Origin of the sequence: Kitasatospora sp. NPDC101155, from assembly GCF_044768305.1 — a bacterium.
Lineage (GTDB): Bacteria > Actinomycetota > Actinomycetes > Streptomycetales > Streptomycetaceae > Kitasatospora.
In genome coordinates, this window is record NZ_JBIWPN010000008.1 from 138,765 (window position 1) to 157,315 (window position 18,551).

Below are 18,551 nucleotides of genomic sequence, written 5' to 3' on the forward strand. Positions count from 1 at the left end.
TCACCTTAATCAACTGTTCCTCTCACCGCACGGCGCAGAGGTGGGAGATCGGGCACAGGCATGCCGGGCTGCAGTGGGTGTGGGCTACCGCTTGGGGCGGATGACCGTGGTGTGCCCCTCGGAGAGCATCTCGGTGACGAAGGCGACGGCTTCGTCATGCTCGGAACTGGTGAAGCTCTGTGCTGGCGGCAAGGGCTTCTTAGGTGATCGTGGTGTGCCTGCGGCCCTGCGTCCACGGGGTTTTTGGGGTTCCCGTTCGCCGGCTTGCAGTCGCTCAACTTCCTCCGAGACGACGATGCGGCCACGCTCGTAAGCATCCGCTGTGATCGTGTCGAGCAGCCAGAGTGGGGACCGGGAGATCACAAGGTCGGCTTCGGCGATCCGCCTGCGATTTCGCCATCGGGAGATCGCCTGCTGATCGGTACCAAGAATCCGTGCGACCTCCTGGATCCCCACGATGATCGGCAGAGATTCGCGCTCCTTCACCCTGCGTCCGCCGGGGACGCTCGCCAGGTACCGGTCGAGTCGTTCCTCAGTGACACGTCGGCCGGCCTGCCCCTCAAGGCCGAGCACGGTGTCCAGCAGCCAGTACGGGTTGCCGGAGGCGAGCAGGTCGGGCTTGGGCAAGATGCCGTCGCTGCGCCACTTCGCTGAGGTCTGGCGTTCGATGCCGAAAAGGTCAGCGATTTCCGTGTGCCCAAGCAGGTACGGGATCGGTGCGGCTGCCATGTCCCGAGTACCTTCTCCGCTTACACAACGCGACGAAGCCCTGATTGTCGCAGGGCGGCACCAAGATATCGCGGTGATCCCCACACGCGCTGGACGATGGCAGGCTTGGAAGTCCCACCTGCCACCGTCCTCGGTGTCCGTGGCCCGCGCGCCGATGCAGACTACGTGATCTCCTTACCCTGCCGGATCTCCCACGGCCCGACGGGCACAAGGTGGACGTCGTCGAAGTAGCTCAGCCAGGCCGCGATGGTCTCAACAGCTCGCTTGGCTTGCTCCGCTGTGAACTCCCCCGTTGCCGCCAGGTCCACTTGTGCATCGGCCAGGTTCATACGACCGGCCTCGGTCAGGGCGCGCAGTTCAGGGATCGTCCGCAGGCGGGCAAGAACAGCTGCTCCGAACGCCTGCTCTTCCAGTCCAGGTGCGACGTCCAGGTGTGCGAGGTCGCGAAGCACGCCGGCCAGTACGTCACTGCCGATATGGCGGTGCCGCCCGTTGTAGACCCGGTAGAGGCGCTCCGGGTTACGGGTCTCAGGCAACCACCGCGTCTGCTGCTCGTCGTGCCCTGGTACAACGACGCGGGGGCCGTCCTCGTCCCGCTGCAGGAGGTTCGCCTGCTCGCGCATCTGCTCGGCCAGCTCGACGGTGCCGGGGACGGTGCTTGCATCGAGCAGCGCGAGCACGTGTTGCACCTGTGGATGAGAGGTGCCGACCTCCACCAGGAGTTCGAGGTTGGGTGCGGGCACTCGGCCGGTGGCTTTGCCGGTGAGGTTGGCAGAGCCTACGAGGCAGCGGTCATCGGCCACAAACAGTTTCGCGTGCAGGTTGTGGCACAGCCGGATGGTGGCACGGCCGTCCAGCTGCGCCAGCTCGGCGATCTCGGGGTCGGAGACACCTGCAGCTACCTCTGCTACCGACCAGCGGGTGACGCACGTGATCTCTTCAACTTCCGCGGGTACAGCACCGAGCGCAGCCTGGAAGACGTCCTTCTTGATGAACGGGGCTACCAGGAGAACGCGGCTGGTCGCAGTGGACAGGAGTTGCGCGATCTGGCGCCAGATGTGATCGGCCGTCACTCGTCATCCTCGTCGTCGGCGTCGCTGGCTCCGAGGAACTCGCTGGCCAGACGGCCCCAGTCCTGGCGCATCCGCTTGGCGCGTTCACGCGGCTTCTCCGGCTGCTCGTCCTCAAAGCGCGCCCAGGAGATCAGGAGGAGCTTGAAGGCGTTGGCAGCAAGGGTGAGGCGTTCGGCGAGTTCTTCGCGGCTCGCGCCGTCGATGTCTCCGTCGAGGACGGCGATCAGATCGCTGTAGACCGGGTGGTCCATGTTGAGGGCGACCTGCAGCATGCCCGGGATGTACTCGACGTTGAAGAAGGCCGGAGAGTCGGGGTTACGGCTGGTGAGGAGCCGAACGTGCTTGCCCTGCGACATCGTCTCTTCGATGATGCGCTGGGCGTCGGACGGGCTGTAACGGTGCGTTTCGACCAGGCTCTCGTACTGGAGCTGCTTGCTCTCTTCCTCGGTGGTCTCCTCCGCGAGCTGGTCGGTCAGGCTTGGCCGGGTCTCGGTGCGCCGCCGCTGGACCGCCACCTCGGCTTGGACCTCGGCCGTTTCGTGCCGCTTGCGGCTGGCCCGGGTTCCCTCGGTCTGGTGGGCGAGTTCGGTGCGCAGCCGGCCGAGGAGCTTTTCGCGGATGTGGTAGACGATCTCGATGAGCGGCAGGCGCGAGTCACCCTCGGCGCGTAGCTCTTCCCGGTACTCCTCCCAGGACAGCCCGGCGGCCTCTTCCCGCCAGTTGAAGTGGGCGAGGCTGGAGAAGATGGTGGCGGACTGCTTGTTGTTGGTGACGCCGAAGACCTCGTCGAGGTCCGGCGGGAAGTCGATCTCGACTCCCCACCAGCGCTCTACCGGGTCGTAGGAGTTGATCCATCCGGTGTCGAGGTCGAGCTCGCGGTCGGCCCGGATGAGGGAGATGCCCAGGTTCTTCGCGGCGTGCTTACCCCAGGGCGTCTCGCCGGGCTTGAGGCTGGGGGCAACGTTGGCGGGCCACGGCTCGTCCTGGACGTCGGTGCGGCGGGCGGCGTCCACGGCCAGTGAGGAGCGGACATAGACCGGGTATTCCTGCCCGTTTGCCGCTCGGACCAAGAACCTCTCTTCCCCCACTTTGCCGGTGTTGCTGGCGCCGAAGGCACGGAACATCGGCTTCTTGTCGAAGGGGGCTGGGGTGGCGCTCGGCGTCATGAGGTACAGCGGGTCGTTGGGGCGGGTGTCTCCGGCTCCAGGCAGCTGGGCCCAGCCGCGCACGGGCACGAGCTTGATCCGCCGGCCCTTCGCGATGAGGCGTCGGTAGATCCGCCCGATCAGGTTCTCGGTGTTGGCGACGGTGGTCTGGGCGCCGCGCCATTGGACCCGCTCGAGCTCGGTCCACTGCACCAGGGTGCCAGAGCGGCCGAGTCCCTCGGACAGGGCCTGCCATTCGTCGGGCACGGCGTCGAGTTTGGGTTCCGGGACCTCCTCGAGGCCCTTGGCGATCTCGTTGAGGTCGAGGTAGGTGTGCAGGGCGTTGTCGGGTCCGTTGGTCCAGGACCAGACGTCCACGCGGTTGCACTGCGAGATGCTCGAGTTGGGCAGGCCGACGCCGAAGCGGCCGATGCCCTTGCGCTGCTGTCGGGTGCCGGCGCCGAAGCGCAAGGACTGCCGGAGGGTCTCGGGGTCCATGCCGGTGCCGTTGTCGAGGACGGCGATCTTCTCGACACGGTAGCGGGAGCGGTGTCCGTTGTGCTCCGTGCCTTCTACGACGAAGAGCTCGACGAGGTCGGCCTCGGCTTCGAGGCCGTTGTCGATGAGTTCGGCGATGGCGTGGGCGGTGGACTTGTAGCCGCTGTCCTGCAAGGCCTTGACCGTCAGATCGGAGGTGACGATCGAGTACTTGGATGTCATCGGGCTTTCCACACGTCCTCCCAGTTGGTGAATGCTTCCGCTACGTCTCCGAAGCCCGGGAGCGCGGGGTCGATCACAGTGACGATGTCGCAGGTGGGGGTGCCGCCGGCCTTCGGGCCGCGGATGACTCGACCGACCATCTGGCTGTAAAGGACCAGGGAGCGGGTCGGGCGTGCAATGACGGCCGCGCTGGCCGCTGGCGCATCGAAGCCGGTGGTCAGGACGCCGTAGTTCGAGAGGACCATTGGGCGGCTGCTGGGCCCCTTGAAACGGGCGATGGCCCGGTCGCGGTGGCGTGGGGAGGACTCGGCGGTCACTTGGTCCGCGTCGAGGCCGAGGACCGACAAGATTGCCACCAGCAGGCGGCTGTGCTCGACGGAAGCTGCGAAGAGGAGGATCCGGCGGTGATCCTGGCTGAGGTCGAGGACGGTCCGTACGACCTGCAGGTTCCACTGCACGTTGCTGGCGAGCCTGGCCATGAGAGTGTCGGGAATGTCGAAGGAGGCGGCGAGGGCCTGCTTGTCTCGGCTGCTGAGCACGGTGCCGGAGTCAGCGGCCACAGTGCGGAAGTGCGGGCGGGCGAGGTAGCCCTGCTCGATGAGGGCGGTGACGGGGTTGTCGTAGCCGTCGATCTCGAGCATCACCTTCTGGCGTGCGAAGAAGTCGGACAGCTTCTCGTCTTCGGTGATGTCGGCCCAAGTTCGGCCGGGAGTTGCCGTGAGGCCGAGCAGGCTGGAGTCGCTACGCAGGGTGAGTGCATCGACGGTTCTGCGGTAGGTCGGGGCGATGGCCTGGTGGGCTTCGTCGAAGGTGGTGAGCGTGGTGCGCAGGCCGAGGCGGTCGAGGAAGGTGGGGTCTGCATTCGCGGCGGCGGTGGCTTTGTCAAGGCCGAGGATCACGATGCCGTCCTCAATACCGTCGAGGTCGGTCGGCGCGTCTCCCCACATCCGCACCACGGAGACCTCTCGGTTGCCGAGCGATGCCCAGGCGTTCTCGAACTCCACTGCCGCCTGCTCCAGGAGCTCACGTCCTCGGGCCAGCCATACAGCGACGGTCGGCTCGTGGCGGCGCAGGTGGTCGCAGATGATGTTCATGCCGGTGCGGGTCTTGCCGACACCGGTGGGCAGGTGCAGCACGACTCGCCGTTCGCCGGAATACAGCAGTCGTTGCACTCGGCCGGCCGCGAGGCGCTGGTGAGGGAAGAGTCCGTAGCGCGGCGTACTGGAGCCGCGGAATGTCGGGGGCGGTTCGGGTGCCCGGTCAACGACGAGGCCGAGAAAGCCGAGGAGCGTGCGGCGCTGCTCCTGTGACCAGGGCAGGGCCGCGAGGAAGTCGTCGGCGGCGTCGGTGGGTGGCTGGCCAAGGCGGTCGACGAGTTCGGTGCGCTTGGCCTGCGGGAGTAGCTGCAGGAACCCGGCGCGCTCGGCCGGGTCGGCGACGAGCCGCTCGGGGGAAATGGCTGATGCCGCGACCCTCCGGAGCACTGCTTCGGTGTCCTGTCCTCGGTGCAGGAGGTCCAGGAGGTCGCAGGCATGCTCGCCGAGGAGGTTACGGATATAGGGCAGGGGTGCGCCGCCAAGGACGGACTCGAACGCAATGCCGGGGGTTCCAGTCATGCCGTGGCCAGGTCCGTCCGCATCCCGCCATCGCTGCACACCGTGCTGTTGCCCCCTCTGCCTCGCCCGATCACGCCGCCAGGTGCGCTGTGACCTTCCCCTCGCAGCGCGGCTCGTGATCAAACCCTAGCCCTATGCACCGGCATGCCGCGGGCGGTCACGGAAATCCAGCTACTCCGCAGCTCTTCGGGCGTTGGCGGTGGACGAACTCCCTTGTCAGGAACGGCCTTTCGCCCACCTGTCTGCCGCAGCCAATATGTGGGAACATTTGTTCTATTAATGCTCCGCGCGCAAGCGTCGGGGGTGCGAAAGTCGAAGCCTCCACCTCGCCTGTCCTTCGCTCCGGCTAGGATCGCGGGGTACTACTGGTGGGGGTTCTCGTGCCGGAGGAGAAGCTCCACCAGTTGATCGACCGGAGTAGAGCGAAATGGGGTGGAGCGTGACATTCCAGTCACCTGATGCGGGTCTGGCTTACCTTGATTACAACGCCACAGCGCCCGCCCGCCCCGAGGCTCTGGAAGCCGCTTTCGCCGCTATGCGCACGGTCGGTAACGCCTCAAGCACTCACCGATCTGGCCGTGATGCCGCTGACCGCGTTGATTTGGCGCGCCGTCAGACAGCAGATCTCTTGAACTGCTCCCCCGGGGAGATCATCTTCACTTCCGGTGCCACGGAGGCCAACAACCTCGCCCTACGGGCAGCCTTCGCTGCCGGAGGGCGGCTGGTGACAAGCTCGGTGGAACATCCGGCCGTACTGGAGACCGCGAAGGCCCTGACGTCGGGTGCGCCCGCGTCGCTCGTAGCGCTGCCTGTCGACGCTGACGGCCTGGTGGACCTCGACGCCTTCCACGCGGCGCTGGCGGGAGGCGGGGTCGCGATCGTGTCTCTGATGGCGGCCAACAACGAGACGGGCGTGCTGACAGAGCTCGCGCCGATCGTAGAGGCCGCCCATGACGCCGGAGCCCTAGTCCACACCGACGCCACGCAGCTGGTGGGACGGCTTCCTATCGACCTCGCCGACACGGACGTCGACCTGCTGTCACTGTCCGCACACAAGTTCGGTGGCCCACAGGGAGTCGGGGCCTTGTTCGTCCGCCGGGGTGTTCGCCTCCCCTACCGCCCACTGCTCGTCGGCGGCGGGCAGGAGCGAGGCTGGAGGGCCGGCACTTTGAACGTGGCGGGCATCGCTGGCGCTGGAGCTGCGGCCAATGCCGCCCGGCTCGGCCTGGCCGACGAGGCGCCCCGGATCGCGCGCCTGCGTGACGCCCTTGAGGAGGCCCTCGTTGAGCAGATCGGCGACTGCCGGATCAACGGTGCGGTGGACCGACGCTTGCCTGGCGTGACCAGCATCACGTTCTACGGAGCTCCAGCGGACGCGGTTCTCGCTGCGATGACGGATGTGGCGGCATCGGAGGGGAGCGCGTGTTCCTCTGGCGCGCCTAGCCCCAGCCATGTGCTCCTTGCCATGGGACGCAGTCGGGAAGAGGCAGATAGCACCATCCGGTTCTCCCTGGGGTACGCCACGACCACCGATGACATCGAGCGGGCCGTGTCATCGACGGTCCGAGCTGTCCAACACGTGCGGGCTGCCCTGACAGCAGCGATATAACTCAACCCGCCCAAAGATCATCCAAGCCCGAACGGACACGGAGAACGCCTCGCATGTCAGACAGCCGGCTCGCAGAAGCCGCCCATCCCTCCTTTGCGCGCCATGAGACCTTCGCGCCGCGCTTCGGGTGGCTCCATAAGGCGTACATGCAGGTGAAGGAGAACCCGGAGGTGTTCCTCGCCGAGGACGCCCCGGTCCTGCTCGGAGTCGGTAAGAACATGGTCTACTCCATGCGCTACTGGTCCCGGGCGTTCAAGCTGACCCGCGAGCACTACGGCGACGATGCCAACTCCCGAGCGATGCTGTCCTACCCCACGTGGGAGGCGCGCTGGCTCCTTGACGAGGACGGCGCCGACCCGTATCTCGAGGAACAGGGCAGCCTCTGGCTGCTGCACTGGTGGCTGCTGAGCTCCCGTCCGGGCGCCAAGAGCTGGGCGCCGTCCTGGTACGTCGCCTTCCAGCTCGCCCCGTTCGCTCGCTTCTCCGCGCCTGACCTCACGCAGCTGATCGTGCGTCACGTGAACCTCTCCTACGACGAGGCACCGGTCGAGGCGTCGATCGCGAAGGACGTCGACTGCATCACCAAGATGTACGTCCCGGCGAAGCGGGCCAAGGGCGGCGCACCCGGGGCGCTCGAAGATTTGCTGGCCTGTCCCTTCCGCGAGCTGGGTCTGATCGAGACCGTGGACCATCCCGTCTCGGGCCGGCAGGAGTGGGAGTTCACCACCGGCACGCGCATCACCCTCCCGGACCGGATCGTCGCCTACGCCTGCCTGGACTACGCCGCCGCTATGACGCGCAACGCCGGCTCGATCTCTCTCGCTCGGCTCGCCAACGAGCACGGTGGTCCGGGACGGGCCTTCCGCATCCGTGAGCCCGACATCGCGGCGGCTGTGGAGCGTGTCGCGGCCACCACGCCTGGCCTGCAACTCGTCGAAGCTGTCGGGCAGCGCAGCCTCGTCTTCAACTCCGATCCCTTCGAGCTTGCCTGGGAGGTCCTGGACGCCCAGTACGACCACGTCCGCAAGCGGGCGAAGTTCCCCACCCGGCAGGACTGGGCCCGCACTTACCCCAAGCTCGCCGCCGCCGAGGCCAGGGAGCTCCGCAACACCGTTGAGCAGCAGCTCCCCCTGATCGAGGAGACCTCCCAGTGACCACCGAGACCCCCTCGCGGCCCAAGGCCGCCCGCAAGACCTCCGGTGGCACCGAGTTCCCCGCGGGTATCGAGCTCGTCGGCTCACGGATGCGCTCCACCAACGTGGAGCGCGACGTGCTGGACGAGCTGCACTCGCCCTACGTGGGGACCCGGGCACTGGATGTCCTCGACCGTCTGGCCAACGCCCTCTCTGACCTGCGCCGTCCCCGCTCCTGGTCGCTCACCGGCGCCTACGGCTCGGGCAAGTCCACGCTCGTCAACCTCATCGACGCGATCCTCGGGCACGACGAGGCACGCCGCTCCGAAGCACAGGAGGTGCTGGCCGCCACGAGCCCCGGGCTGGCCCACCGACTGGAGGCAACCCGCGCCGAGCTGGCGCCGGCCGGCTTCCTCGGCGCCGTAACGACCGCCCGCCGCGAGCCGCTCGTCACCACCCTTTCCCGGGCCCTGCACACCGCGGCCGAGCGTCGCTGGCCGACCCGCATGCCGAAGCCGATCTCCGCGGCACTCGCGCGGTGCTCCGACCCCTCGACGGCCGAGCCCGAGGACATCATCGCCGCGGTCACCGCCCTATGCGCACAGCAGCCCCTGCTGCTGGTCATCGACGAGTTCGGCAAGACCCTCGAACACCTCGCCGGGCACAGTGAGTTCGCCACCGCCAAGACGGACCTGTTCCTACTGCAGGAGCTTGCCGAGAAGAGCGCCGGGCCCAAGGGCCTGCCGCTGTTCATGATGACGCTCCAGCACATGTCGTTCTTCGACTACGCGGCGCAGTCCAGCGAACTGCAGATCCGTGAATGGGCGAAGATTCAGGGCCGCTTCGAGAACATCACCTTTGCCCCCCACCTCGGCGATGCGGTCCAGCTGATGCGCCGCCGCCTCGACCAGTCCGGGGTCTCCGCGTCCGGGCGGAAGCTGATCTCGGCCTACTCCGAGGCGGCCCAGGAGACGTGGCGCGACCACGGCCTCAACGATGTCGTCGTCCTCAAGGCGCAGGACTTCGCAGACCTGTACCCGCTCCACCCGCTGACCGCTGCCGCAGCGCCGTTCCTCGCCGCGCAGATCGGCCAGCACGACCGCAGCCTGACCGGGTTCCTCAACAACGACGAACCCAACACCGTCCGCCGGTCCATGGAGACGTTCTCCAGCGACAAGCCGCGCCGCGCCAGCACCGTCAAACTTCCGCAGCTGTACGACTTCTTCCTCGACTCCGGGCGTACCTCGCTACTTGCATCCACCAACGCGAGCAAGTGGATCGAGATCGAGTCCCGTGTGACCCTGGCCAATGGTCTGTCCACCGCGGACCAGAACGTGCTGCGCACGGTCGGCATGCTCAACCTGATCGACGAAGACGGCGCGCTGCGAGCAACCGCCGCGATGGTCTACTACGCGCTGCACGAGCCCGGCGAAGCCGATCCGACGGCGTTCGCCGCGCTCGAAGACCAGCTCAACAGCCTCGTGACCCGCGGGTTCCTGGGGTACCGGTCCTTCAACGGCGAGTACCGCGCCTGGCGCGGCACCGACGTCGATATCGAGGGGCGTCTCAAGGAGGCGCGGAGCCACCTCGACGACACCGTCGTTGCCCAGCGCCTGAGCGACTACCTGCCCCTGGCCGTGGCCGCCGGCCGGCACAGCCAGGTCACAGGTATGCTCCGCGCCCTCTTCGTCCGGGTCACCACCGCACAGACAAAGCTCCTCAAGGGGCCAGACGAACTCGCCGACCACGCCGACGGCCTCCTGGTCTTCCACCTCGGCAGCATCGAGGACCGGCCCGTCATCGAGTCCTCCCTGCCTGTCGTCCTCGGCGTCACCGAGGAGCCCGACCTCGTCCTCCGGGCGGCCCTCAACCTCGTCGCGTTGGAGGAACTTCAGCGCGACAAGTCGCTCGACCCCGTCGCGCGGCGGGAGATCAGCCAGCGGACATCCGGCGCGAAGCGCGAGCTCCTGGACCTCCTCAGCGCCGCGTTCTTCCCGCCCACCCAGCGGGCGACCTGGCGACTGTGGCGCTCCGGCATCGCCGCCGACGCCGAAGACGGGGAAGTGATCGAGGGCCGCAGCCTCAGCGGCCTTGCGTCCATCGCCTGCGACCAGGTCTTCTCGGCAACACCGCACATCCGCAACGAGATGCTCGGCCGGCACGAACTGACCAGCCAGGGTGCCAAGGCCCGTCGCGAGCTGCTGACCGCGATGCTGCAGAAGTCCGGCGAACCGTACCTCGGCATCGTCAAGTACCCGGCCGAGCGGGCCATGTACAGCGGCGCACTGGCCTACATGGGTCTGCACCGCGAGAACCCGGCGGCTGCAGACGAGTCGTCTCCTTCGCTCCTGCCCTACGGATTCTCTCGGCCCGGCGCAGCCCACCCGTACACCCAGGAGGTGTGGAACGCGCTTGAGAAGGCCCTTACCGAGGCACACAAGCGCACAAGCCTGGAGCAGATCTTCCGGGTCCTCATGGTGCCGCCGTACGGCGTCAAGGCTGGCGTAGTGCCGCTGCTCGTGGTGACCGCCCTCATCGTGCGCAGCCAGGATGTCGCCCTGTTCGAGGACGGCTCCTACCTGCCCCGGCTGACGCCCGACGTGGTCGAGCGCATGGTGAAGGCCCCCGGCCGGTTCTCCGTGAAGGCCACACCAGTGGGCGACGGCCTGCGCCACAGCGTGGTCAAGAACCTGTCCGTGGCCCTCAAGGTGGAGCCGCCTCGTTCCCAGGCTCTGCGCAACCCGGCCCTGCTGGCGGTGACCCGCGCGCTGATGGAGCGGGTCATGGTGCTCACCCCCTATGCCCGGCGCACCCAGCGAATCAGCAAGGACGCCCTTGCCGTGCGCTCCGCCCTGTTCTCGGCGCAGGATCCGGACGAGCTGCTCTTCCAGGCCCTGCCCAAGGCCCTCGGACTGGAGCCGATCACCTCTGAGCAGCGTAAGAGCACGGCTGGCAACAAGGGCTACGTCGAGCGTCTCACCGCCGCGGCCGATGAGATCTCCGGCGCCGACCGCGCGCTGCGCGACGAGGCCATCGAGACAATCAGCCGCGAGTTCCGTCTGCCGTCCTCACTGCCGAAGCTGCGCCAGGCCCTGGCCGCTCGGCTGAAGGGCTTTGCCGGTGTCTCCCTCAGCCTGGAGCTGCGCGGCTTTGTCGCCATAGCGCTCAACGAGTACCTGGCGGACGAGGACTGGCTGGACCCGATGATCGTTCGGCTGTCCCATTCCGCCCTCGGCGACTGGTCGGACAACGACGTCGCCGTCTTCGCCCGCCGGGTGCGTGAGATGGCCAGCGCCCTCGACCGCGTCAGCCACCTGTACAAGAACAACGCTCCTGCGGGCGGCGCAGAGGAGGAGCTCGAAGCGCGGCTGCTCACCCTGACCGACAAGGACGGGGCCGAACAGCGCACGCTGATCTACCTGCCCAAGCAAGCCCAGCGCGAGGCCGAGCACCTGGCTGTCAGTGTCCTGGAGCAGGCTGAGAAGGCGCTCGGCCCTGACGGCGCCCGAATCCTGCTCGCCGCCCTGGCCCAGCGCGTTACCGAGCCCGCCACCACCGCACTCGAGAGGACGGAGTAATCATGACCGACACCGCTTCTGGGAAGAAGGTCCGGCACGTCCTGGGCCTGTCCGGCGGAAAGGACTCCTCAGCCCTCGCGATCTACATGCGTGACCGCGTGCCGGAGATGGAGTACTTCTTCTGCGACACCGGTGCTGAACTGCCGGAGACCTACGAGTACCTCAACAAGCTCGAGGCTGCCGTTGGCAAGCCGATCGTGCGCCTGAACACCGACCGGGACTTCGACCACTGGCTCGAGGTCTACCAGGGCACCCTGCCCAGCCCCCAGATGCGCTGGTGCACGAAGAACCTGAAGATCAAGCCCCTGGAGGAATGGGTCGGAGACGACGAGGTGATCTCGTACGTCGCCATCCGCGCCGACGAGAACCGCCTCGGCTACGTCAGCACCAAGCCCAACATCACCGCGGTCTTCCCCTTCCGTGAGGACGGCATCGACCGCGACGGCGTCAACCGCATCCTCGACGAGGCCGGCACCGGCCTGCCGGCCTACTATGAATGGCGCACCCGGTCCGGCTGCTACTTTTGCTTCTTCCAGCGCAAGCACGAGTGGCTCGGCCTCAAGGACCGCCACCCCGAGCTCTTCGACAAGGCTGTCGCCTACGAGGAGAAGGTGCGCCACCAGGACACCGCCATGCAGGGCCGCGACTACACGTGGTCCCAGGGTGAGTCCCTGCATGAGCTGATAGAGCGGCGGGAGGAGATCCAGGCCAAGCACGAGGCCAACCTCGCCCGCGCGGCCAAGCGGATCAAGCCCAACCGGCCGCTGCTGGAGGTCTTGTCGGACGCCCTCGACGCCGACGACGACGAGGCCGGCTGTTCCGTCTGCCACCTCTAGCGAAGAACCACGGTCAAGGGTCCGGTAGATGACAAACCGTCATCAACCGGACCCTTTTTCGTTCGACCACCCCGGTTGTCGGTGTCGCATGTAAGGATGTGTCCGCTCATCACACACGGTCACCCAATCGGAGCACAGGGGGAATGGCGACACCAGACACCGCTGCGCGTGCGGTCATCCGCCATCGGCTGGACGCCAGTCCCGCTCTCGAGATCCAGCTCGGCATCACACCGATGATGGACGTGCCGGCACATCAGATCCTGCAAGACGACCTCAGGCGACTCGCTTCCCCCTGGGAGCGGCTCTCCGCGACCGAGAGCATCGTCAACGCGATACCCGACGAGCCGGGCCTCTACATGTTCGTCTGGCGCCCCTCGATCAAGCTGGCCATGGCCGACCGGACCGAGGGCAGCTTCCACCAGGTCCTCTACATCGGGCACGCCGGCGGGGCGGGCCAGTTAGGCAACACGCTCAGGAATAGGTACCGGGACTACCGCAAGCACCTGCGGGGCAACCCCGAGAGCCTTTGGACCCGCGAGCCACCTACCAACCGGGACGACCTGCTCACCCACTATCTCGCGCTGCGCCCTCTGGAGTACTGGTTTGCGACCGTCGAAGACCGATCGGCGATCAAGAACCTGGAGGACCGCCTGCTCCACCTGTACAACCCGCCGCTCAACATCCAGGGCGGTCCCACTCTTCGAGGTCGGCTCAGCACCGTCCCCAAGCCGGCACTCCGCTCCTAGCTCGCACCCGCTCCCTGACAACGAGGTACCTCATGCCGTCCAAGACGTTCGTTCCCGCCTTCGAGGCCAAGGTGGGCAACTGGACTTACTACTCCTGCCTGATGAGCTACGCCCAGGTGGCGCGCGAGATCAACTTCGCCCACGAGCTCGGCGGCAATCGCGATCTCGGCACGATGATCCAGCGTGGCGTCGGCACTCGCACGCAGGAGATCACCGAGTACCTGCTTACCAACGAGAACCGGTTCCTCGGCGCTCTCATCATCGCGGTCTGGGGCGGTGACCCGAACTACCTGCCGGTGACGATGGATTCCGAGAATCAGGCCGTCCTCCAGGGACTGGACCGCAACTTCGGCGTTCTCACGTTCGACGGTACGCAGCAGTTCTTCGCCCTCGACGGCCAGCACAGGCTCAAGGCCATCAAGGATGCGATCAAGCAAAATCCCGAGTTGGGCAACGAGGACATCAACGTCATCGTGGTGCCGCACTTCGACACGGCAGACGGCCGTCGTAGGACCCGGCGTCTGTTCACCAACATCAACCGGAACGCCAAGAGCACCAACCTGCAGGAGAACATCGCCCTCGACGAGGATGACAGCTTCGCCATCCTCACCCGTCGCCTGCTCGACGAGGACGAGTTCCTCAAGCGCGACAAGGTCGTTCTCGTCTTCAGCAAGGTCGGCCAGGACGGCGAACTCGTTCTCGCTCAGCGCTCCATCAGCAATCAGTCGAGCCCCGCCTGGAGCACCATCGCCGTCCTCTACGACATCGTCAAGGAGATCGGCTACGACCTGCCCTGCACCACGGGCGAGGCCAAGCAGCGAGCGACCGATGAGCTCCTCGATCAGAGTTTCGAGCTCTTGACCGTCCGTCTTCACGAGCTCCTCGATGCGTGCGGGAACCTCCGCGAGCGATACCTCGCCGCCCTGTCGGGGAAGGATCTTCGGGCGCCGAAGGGCCGTGACGGCGCCGGCCACCCGTTCATGCGCCCCGCCGTCCAGAACCAGGTCGCCAAGGTTGTGCGCCACATTCTCGAGCAGGGAGCGCTGGAATGGACGGAGGTCCTGAAGCGGCTGGCGGCGCTCGACTGGAAGATGACGTCGGCGCCGTTCTCTGCCATGTGGATCGAGACGCCGGAGGGGAAGACCAAGGGCAAGATGGCCAGTGGCAACAACCAGCTCCTGTACGACCTGCTGCAGGTGCACCTGGCACCGCGCTCTAAGGCCCAGATCGGCAGGGCGCTGCGCGCCTATTCCGACGTCATGAAGACCAAGTACCCTCTGCCGGCTGAGGAGCTGTTCGCCCTCCTGCCCGTTGATGCTGACTAACTGAGACCCACACTGGCCGAACTTCCGACCAGGGCACCCACTGTTCCCTGCACAGGTCAGGTGCGGGGAACAGTGCTCAGAACGCCCGGTAGAGACGAGGTCTGGCTCCGGGATCATTCCAGTCCGGGCGCGAAGATCCGGGAAGCGGCGAAGTCGACCTCCGTCGTTCCCGTGCCGGTCTGCTGGGCGATGATGGCCAGTAGCTTGTAGCTAGGGCTGCAGGGAAGCGCGAACCGTAGTTGATCCCGCCACCGAGGGTAGTAGTGACACCACCTGTCGCAGCACAGGAATTTCGACCAGACCGGACATCGGACGCCTTCGAAACCTGCACCGGCACGGAACGCCAAGGCACCCGGCCCAGGAGAATCCGGGCTGATGGGCGGGCAGGCACGTAGTCCAGTTCAGTAAGACGCGAGAGAGCGGATCGTGCCCTGCGGGCCACGGTCCGTCCCTTCGCGTCGCGGTCAAGGCCGCGTTCTAGGACGTCGGCGCCGATGCGCTTACGCACCGATCGGGCCCAGCGGTTGCGGCCCGACAGCTCCGCTAGACTGATAGGGCGTCAGCGACTCGGTCCGACCCCGGGCGTCGCCCCCGTGGTGGCCGGACGCTCGGAGCGATCGTGAATCGGCGGGTATGCGCGAGGTGAGTGGCAGCGAGGAGCAGTTCTACTGCGGGCTCCCGCTCTCCGCCGCCAAAGAACGTGTGAGCGTGGCGCGGCTGGAGCTCGTGGCGAGCGCGGCCGGCTGTTCGCTGAGCGACCCGCGCGTTGACTACGACGGCTGGGATGTCACAGTCGTCTCCCATGCGGAGTTCCAGCAGTTCTTCGGTCCGCGGTTCGACGTCCAGCTCAAGTCCACGAGCAGCGAGAGCGTCGCGCGCCCCCTTAAGAACGGCGACTTCGCGTTCACGCTGGATGCGCCCACGTACCGGAAGCTCAGCAATCCGAAGCGGTACGACCGTGCGCTGCTCGTCGTGCTGATTCTGCCGTCGGGGACCGGCCCGGCCGAGTGGGCCGTCCGGGACGGTCACGAGCTACGCTCACCGGGGATCATGCTGTGGGCCGACCCCCGCGATTGGGACACCGAACTGCCGACCGGGCAGGAGTCTGTGACCGTGCGGCTGAGCCGGGACAACCACTTTGACCCGGAATTCATTCAGACGCTCATGAAGGAGATTGGCGACGGAGGAGGTGGACGATGAACAGTGCAGATTTTGACAGCTTCCGGAAGATGGCGTCCACTCTCACACCGACAGCTGTCGCACGATTCCTCGCCGCACAGGGTTGGACAACCGAAAGTCGCACTGATGGCGTCAAGGAGATCTGGAGCCGCGTCGTCGATTCCGACAGCACGGAACGAGCATGGGTGATGATCCCATTCGCGACCGATTACGTGGATTTCGAGCGCCGCTTCAGCGAAGCATTGATTGCCATCTCCCGCATCCATGGATACAACGCCGAAGACCTTTCTCGGCGGATCAGCTCCTCCGTCACGGATGTCCTCAGCGTTCGCCTCGTCCGGACGTCGGCGGATGACACGGTGCCACTCACCGAAGGTGAGCAAATCATTCATGAGATCAACAACCTACTGAAGACTTTCGCATTCACAACCGCCACCAAGCGTATTCGCCGCGGGGGCGGCCGAATGCCGAAGCAAGCGTCCGACTTCATGCGGAATCAAGCTCGACTCGGACACACCCGGCGCGGAAGCTTCGTCATCACCTTTGCTGCCCTATTGGATGAGTCAGAGCAGCCACCGAGCCCGAGGCATCAGGACGTCGACCGTCGCCGCGGACTGGATGAGCCGATTCCTTTCGCCCGCAACGTGATGACCACTCTCGCCCAGGCGATTGAAACAGCGAGCGAACTGCGGTCCACGCCACCCGACCACGGAGCGGCCAGGACACCGGAAGAACTCCGCCGCGCGCAACTGGTTGTGGAAATGCTCGGGAAATTCCAGTCATTCGATGAGCTCGAAGAAATCGAGCTCTCCTTCACCTGGGCCTCCGGGTTGCCCGTACCAACGGTGGGGCTACGCGCTGCCTCATTCCGACTCGGCGACGACCTACCGGGGATTCCGTCCGAACCCACACGGTCCGAGGCCGTGGCCGTACCGATTCTTGGCGATAGCCGCGCATTGCCTCGTGGAACCAGGAAACTTCCCTCCGTTCACCCGGAACGTCTGCGTGCTTCGACAGCGAACACAACGATCTCCGGGATCGTTCATTCCCTGGAACGGGCCAACGATGGGGGTACGGTGACGGTTCGCGTTGGCGACGGGCGATCATCCTTCGACGTTCGCCTAAGTCTTCGTGCTCAGGACTACCGGATGGCCGTTCAGGCCCATCTGGCAGACGTGCCCATTTCGGCGAGCGGAAACCTGACTACGGTCGGATCGACTGCCGAGTTGAACGACGTCGTTCTCGATACCGCGAGGATTGAGGCCGACCTCCGCGCCTTGCCCTAAGAAGTCATCTTTGGCGTGCCGAGTGGCTCCGGGCGTGCCGATCGTGAAGCGTCTAGTACTCCAGCCGTAGATCGTGATCTTCATGGTGGAAGTGCGACCTGGGTACCGGTGCGTAGGCCAGGGCGGGAGCCCCGCGACGGATCCGTCGGCGTGGCCGTAGATTGGCCCTCATGGGGCGGATCGAAGATCAGAAGCACGGCAAGCCAATGGAGGAACCGGTCGTTGGACCGGACGACGTTCCGGTGGTGGTCCGGCACAGCCCGAGCCACGTACGGCTCGATGGCAGCGCGGCGGTCCTAGCCCCGGACGAATTGTGGAAGTTGTTCCAGCTGGTGATGCCGGACACGCCGGCTCGCCCGCAGGGCGGTGGCTGGCGCCGGTACGGGGGTGCTGGCGGCGATCGTGTTCGTCGCGCCGTTTTGGTGCGCCGGGCACAACTGCCGTCGCGCTTCGAGCCGTCCGGGGGCGACCGCGCACCGGCGGTTCACGTCGGCACCTCCCTTGAAAGGTCGATCTTTCTTCTTCCGGCCATAGCCGAAGCGGAATATGGGAGTGCCGTTTTAGATTGGCCCCTTCGTACGATCGTACGAAGGGGGCTGGGTGAGCGATCTCAAGGTGTTTCGGCTCGGGGCAGACGGCCAGGACGTGGAGCTGCGTGGCTCGACGGTGGCGCTGGAGGTGGAGCTGCAGCGCCGAGTGGAGGCCGGGATGGAGTGCATGCTCGGCATCCGGTTCCTGGCGTCGGAGTACTCGACCGGCCCGTGGCACCGGGGGCGGGTGGACTCGCTCGGCCTGGACGAGAACAACGTGCCCGTCGTGGTCGAGTTCAAGAAGGGCAACGACAGCGGTGTCGTCTCGCAGGCCGTGTCCTACCTCACCTGGTTGAAGAGCTGCCGCCACGAGTTCGAGGCCCTCGTCAGAGAAAAGCTGGGCGCGGAGGCGGCCGAGTCCATCGACTGGCGCACTCCGCGGGCGCTGTGCATCGCGGCCGGGTACTCGCATCACGACCGGGTCGCGGTCGGAGACCTGGGCCGGTCCTGGCGGATCGAGCTGGTGCGCTACCGGATCTTCGACGGCGGGCTGCTGAGTCTCCAGCTCGTCGAGCCGGTTTTCGGAGCCGTCAGCCCGGCGGCCGGACGCAGATCGAACGCGGCCGTGATACCGGCCGCTGCTGCTGAGGCCGACGAGCTGTCGGTTCTCAGCGACGTCCCGGATTGTCTCCGGGATCTGTACGACGAGCTGGACGAGGTGCTCACCGTGTCGGGCGAAGTGGAGGCCCTCGCCAAGAAGCACTACATCGCGTACCGCCGCCTGCGGAACGTGGCAAGCGTCGTGTTCCGTCCGGGCCACCAGGTGATCCTGCTCAACCTGCGGCTGGACCCGGACACGGTGGAACTGGAGGAGGGCTTCACTCGCGACATGCGCGGGATCGGGCACCTGGGCACCGGGGACCTGGAGGTACGGATCGGCAGGGCGGCCGATCTGGAGAAGGCGGTGCCGCTGATCCGGCGAGCGGTTCAGGCAGCCTGATGAAGGCATCAGGGTGGCTGGAGCATCATGCTCCAGCCACCCTTCT

General features: G+C 66.4%; 13 protein-coding genes. 9 read left to right on the plus strand and 4 right to left on the minus strand.

Features of this window, described 5'->3' with window-relative positions; translation table 11 throughout:
* Nucleotides 1–84: 84 nt before the first annotated feature.
* The 4 genes from ACIRYZ_RS14610 to ACIRYZ_RS14625 form a co-directional block, all read right to left on the minus strand.
* A complete protein-coding gene (locus tag ACIRYZ_RS14610; protein WP_402943667.1) occupies nt 85–729 on the minus strand; it encodes a hypothetical protein in 645 nt (214 codons plus the stop codon).
* A gap of 161 nt (nt 730–890) precedes the next feature.
* A complete protein-coding gene (locus ACIRYZ_RS14615) occupies nt 891–1,802 on the minus strand; it encodes a phospholipase D family protein (RefSeq protein ID WP_402943670.1) in 912 nt (303 codons plus the stop codon).
* A complete protein-coding gene (locus tag ACIRYZ_RS14620; RefSeq protein ID WP_402943672.1) occupies nt 1,799–3,667 on the minus strand; it encodes an ATP-binding protein in 1,869 nt (622 codons plus the stop codon). Before ACIRYZ_RS14620 ends, ACIRYZ_RS14615 begins: the two co-directional genes overlap by 4 nt.
* Nucleotides 3,664–5,283, minus strand: coding sequence for a DEAD/DEAH box helicase (locus ACIRYZ_RS14625; protein ID WP_402943675.1), 1,620 nt, complete (start codon nt 5,281–5,283; stop codon nt 3,664–3,666). Before ACIRYZ_RS14625 ends, ACIRYZ_RS14620 begins: the two co-directional genes overlap by 4 nt.
* Before the next feature lie 439 nt (nt 5,284–5,722).
* Here ACIRYZ_RS14625 and ACIRYZ_RS14630 point away from each other — a divergent pair, with 439 nt between their 5' ends.
* From ACIRYZ_RS14630 to ACIRYZ_RS14670, 9 genes are all read left to right on the plus strand, one after another.
* Complete coding sequence (locus ACIRYZ_RS14630) at nt 5,723–6,892, plus strand: cysteine desulfurase family protein (RefSeq protein WP_402943678.1); 1,170 nt, start codon at nt 5,723–5,725, stop codon at nt 6,890–6,892.
* Between the two features lie 53 nt (nt 6,893–6,945).
* The gene (locus tag ACIRYZ_RS14635; RefSeq protein ID WP_402943680.1) at nt 6,946–8,046 is read left to right on the plus strand and encodes a DUF4007 family protein; all 1,101 of its coding nucleotides are present in this window, start codon (nt 6,946–6,948) and stop codon (nt 8,044–8,046) included.
* Nucleotides 8,043–11,603, plus strand: a complete 3,561-nt coding sequence (locus ACIRYZ_RS14640) for an ATP-binding protein (RefSeq protein ID WP_402943683.1) — start codon at nt 8,043–8,045, stop codon at nt 11,601–11,603. The genes ACIRYZ_RS14635 and ACIRYZ_RS14640 overlap by 4 nt, the downstream gene beginning before the upstream one ends.
* Before the next feature lie 2 nt (nt 11,604–11,605).
* The gene (locus tag ACIRYZ_RS14645; RefSeq protein WP_402598979.1) at nt 11,606–12,439 is read left to right on the plus strand and encodes a phosphoadenosine phosphosulfate reductase family protein; all 834 of its coding nucleotides are present in this window, start codon (nt 11,606–11,608) and stop codon (nt 12,437–12,439) included.
* A gap of 143 nt (nt 12,440–12,582) precedes the next feature.
* Complete coding sequence (locus ACIRYZ_RS14650; protein ID WP_402943686.1) at nt 12,583–13,185, plus strand: hypothetical protein; 603 nt, start codon at nt 12,583–12,585, stop codon at nt 13,183–13,185.
* 32 nt (nt 13,186–13,217) lie between these two features.
* Nucleotides 13,218–14,510, plus strand: coding sequence for a DNA sulfur modification protein DndB (locus ACIRYZ_RS14655; protein ID WP_402943687.1), 1,293 nt, complete (start codon nt 13,218–13,220; stop codon nt 14,508–14,510).
* A gap of 633 nt (nt 14,511–15,143) precedes the next feature.
* Complete coding sequence (locus tag ACIRYZ_RS14660) at nt 15,144–15,710, plus strand: DUF4365 domain-containing protein (protein ID WP_402943690.1); 567 nt, start codon at nt 15,144–15,146, stop codon at nt 15,708–15,710.
* Nucleotides 15,707–16,975, plus strand: coding sequence for a hypothetical protein (locus ACIRYZ_RS14665; RefSeq protein WP_402943692.1), 1,269 nt, complete (start codon nt 15,707–15,709; stop codon nt 16,973–16,975). The genes ACIRYZ_RS14660 and ACIRYZ_RS14665 overlap by 4 nt, the downstream gene beginning before the upstream one ends.
* 600 nt (nt 16,976–17,575) lie before the next feature.
* The gene (locus ACIRYZ_RS14670; protein WP_402943695.1) at nt 17,576–18,505 is read left to right on the plus strand and encodes a DUF5655 domain-containing protein; all 930 of its coding nucleotides are present in this window, start codon (nt 17,576–17,578) and stop codon (nt 18,503–18,505) included.
* Nucleotides 18,506–18,551: the final 46 nt, after the last annotated feature.

What these genes read in the sequence shown, in the direction of transcription:
- ACIRYZ_RS14620 (WP_402943672.1), bottom strand. Translation starts at nt 3,667, where the DNA reads ATGACATCCAAGTACTCGATCGTCACCTCCGATCTGACGGTCAAGGCC.
- ACIRYZ_RS14625 (WP_402943675.1), bottom strand. Translation starts at nt 5,283, where the DNA reads ATGACTGGAACCCCCGGCATTGCGTTCGAGTCCGTCCTTGGCGGCGCA.
- ACIRYZ_RS14610 (WP_402943667.1), bottom strand. Translation starts at nt 729, where the DNA reads ATGGCAGCCGCACCGATCCCGTACCTGCTTGGGCACACGGAAATCGCT.
- ACIRYZ_RS14665 (WP_402943692.1), top strand. Translation starts at nt 15,707, where the DNA reads ATGAACAGTGCAGATTTTGACAGCTTCCGGAAGATGGCGTCCACTCTC.
- ACIRYZ_RS14650 (WP_402943686.1), top strand. Translation starts at nt 12,583, where the DNA reads ATGGCGACACCAGACACCGCTGCGCGTGCGGTCATCCGCCATCGGCTG.
- ACIRYZ_RS14660 (WP_402943690.1), top strand. Translation starts at nt 15,144, where the DNA reads ATGCGCGAGGTGAGTGGCAGCGAGGAGCAGTTCTACTGCGGGCTCCCG.
- ACIRYZ_RS14635 (WP_402943680.1), top strand. Translation starts at nt 6,946, where the DNA reads ATGTCAGACAGCCGGCTCGCAGAAGCCGCCCATCCCTCCTTTGCGCGC.
- ACIRYZ_RS14655 (WP_402943687.1), top strand. Translation starts at nt 13,218, where the DNA reads ATGCCGTCCAAGACGTTCGTTCCCGCCTTCGAGGCCAAGGTGGGCAAC.
- ACIRYZ_RS14645 (WP_402598979.1), top strand. Translation starts at nt 11,606, where the DNA reads ATGACCGACACCGCTTCTGGGAAGAAGGTCCGGCACGTCCTGGGCCTG.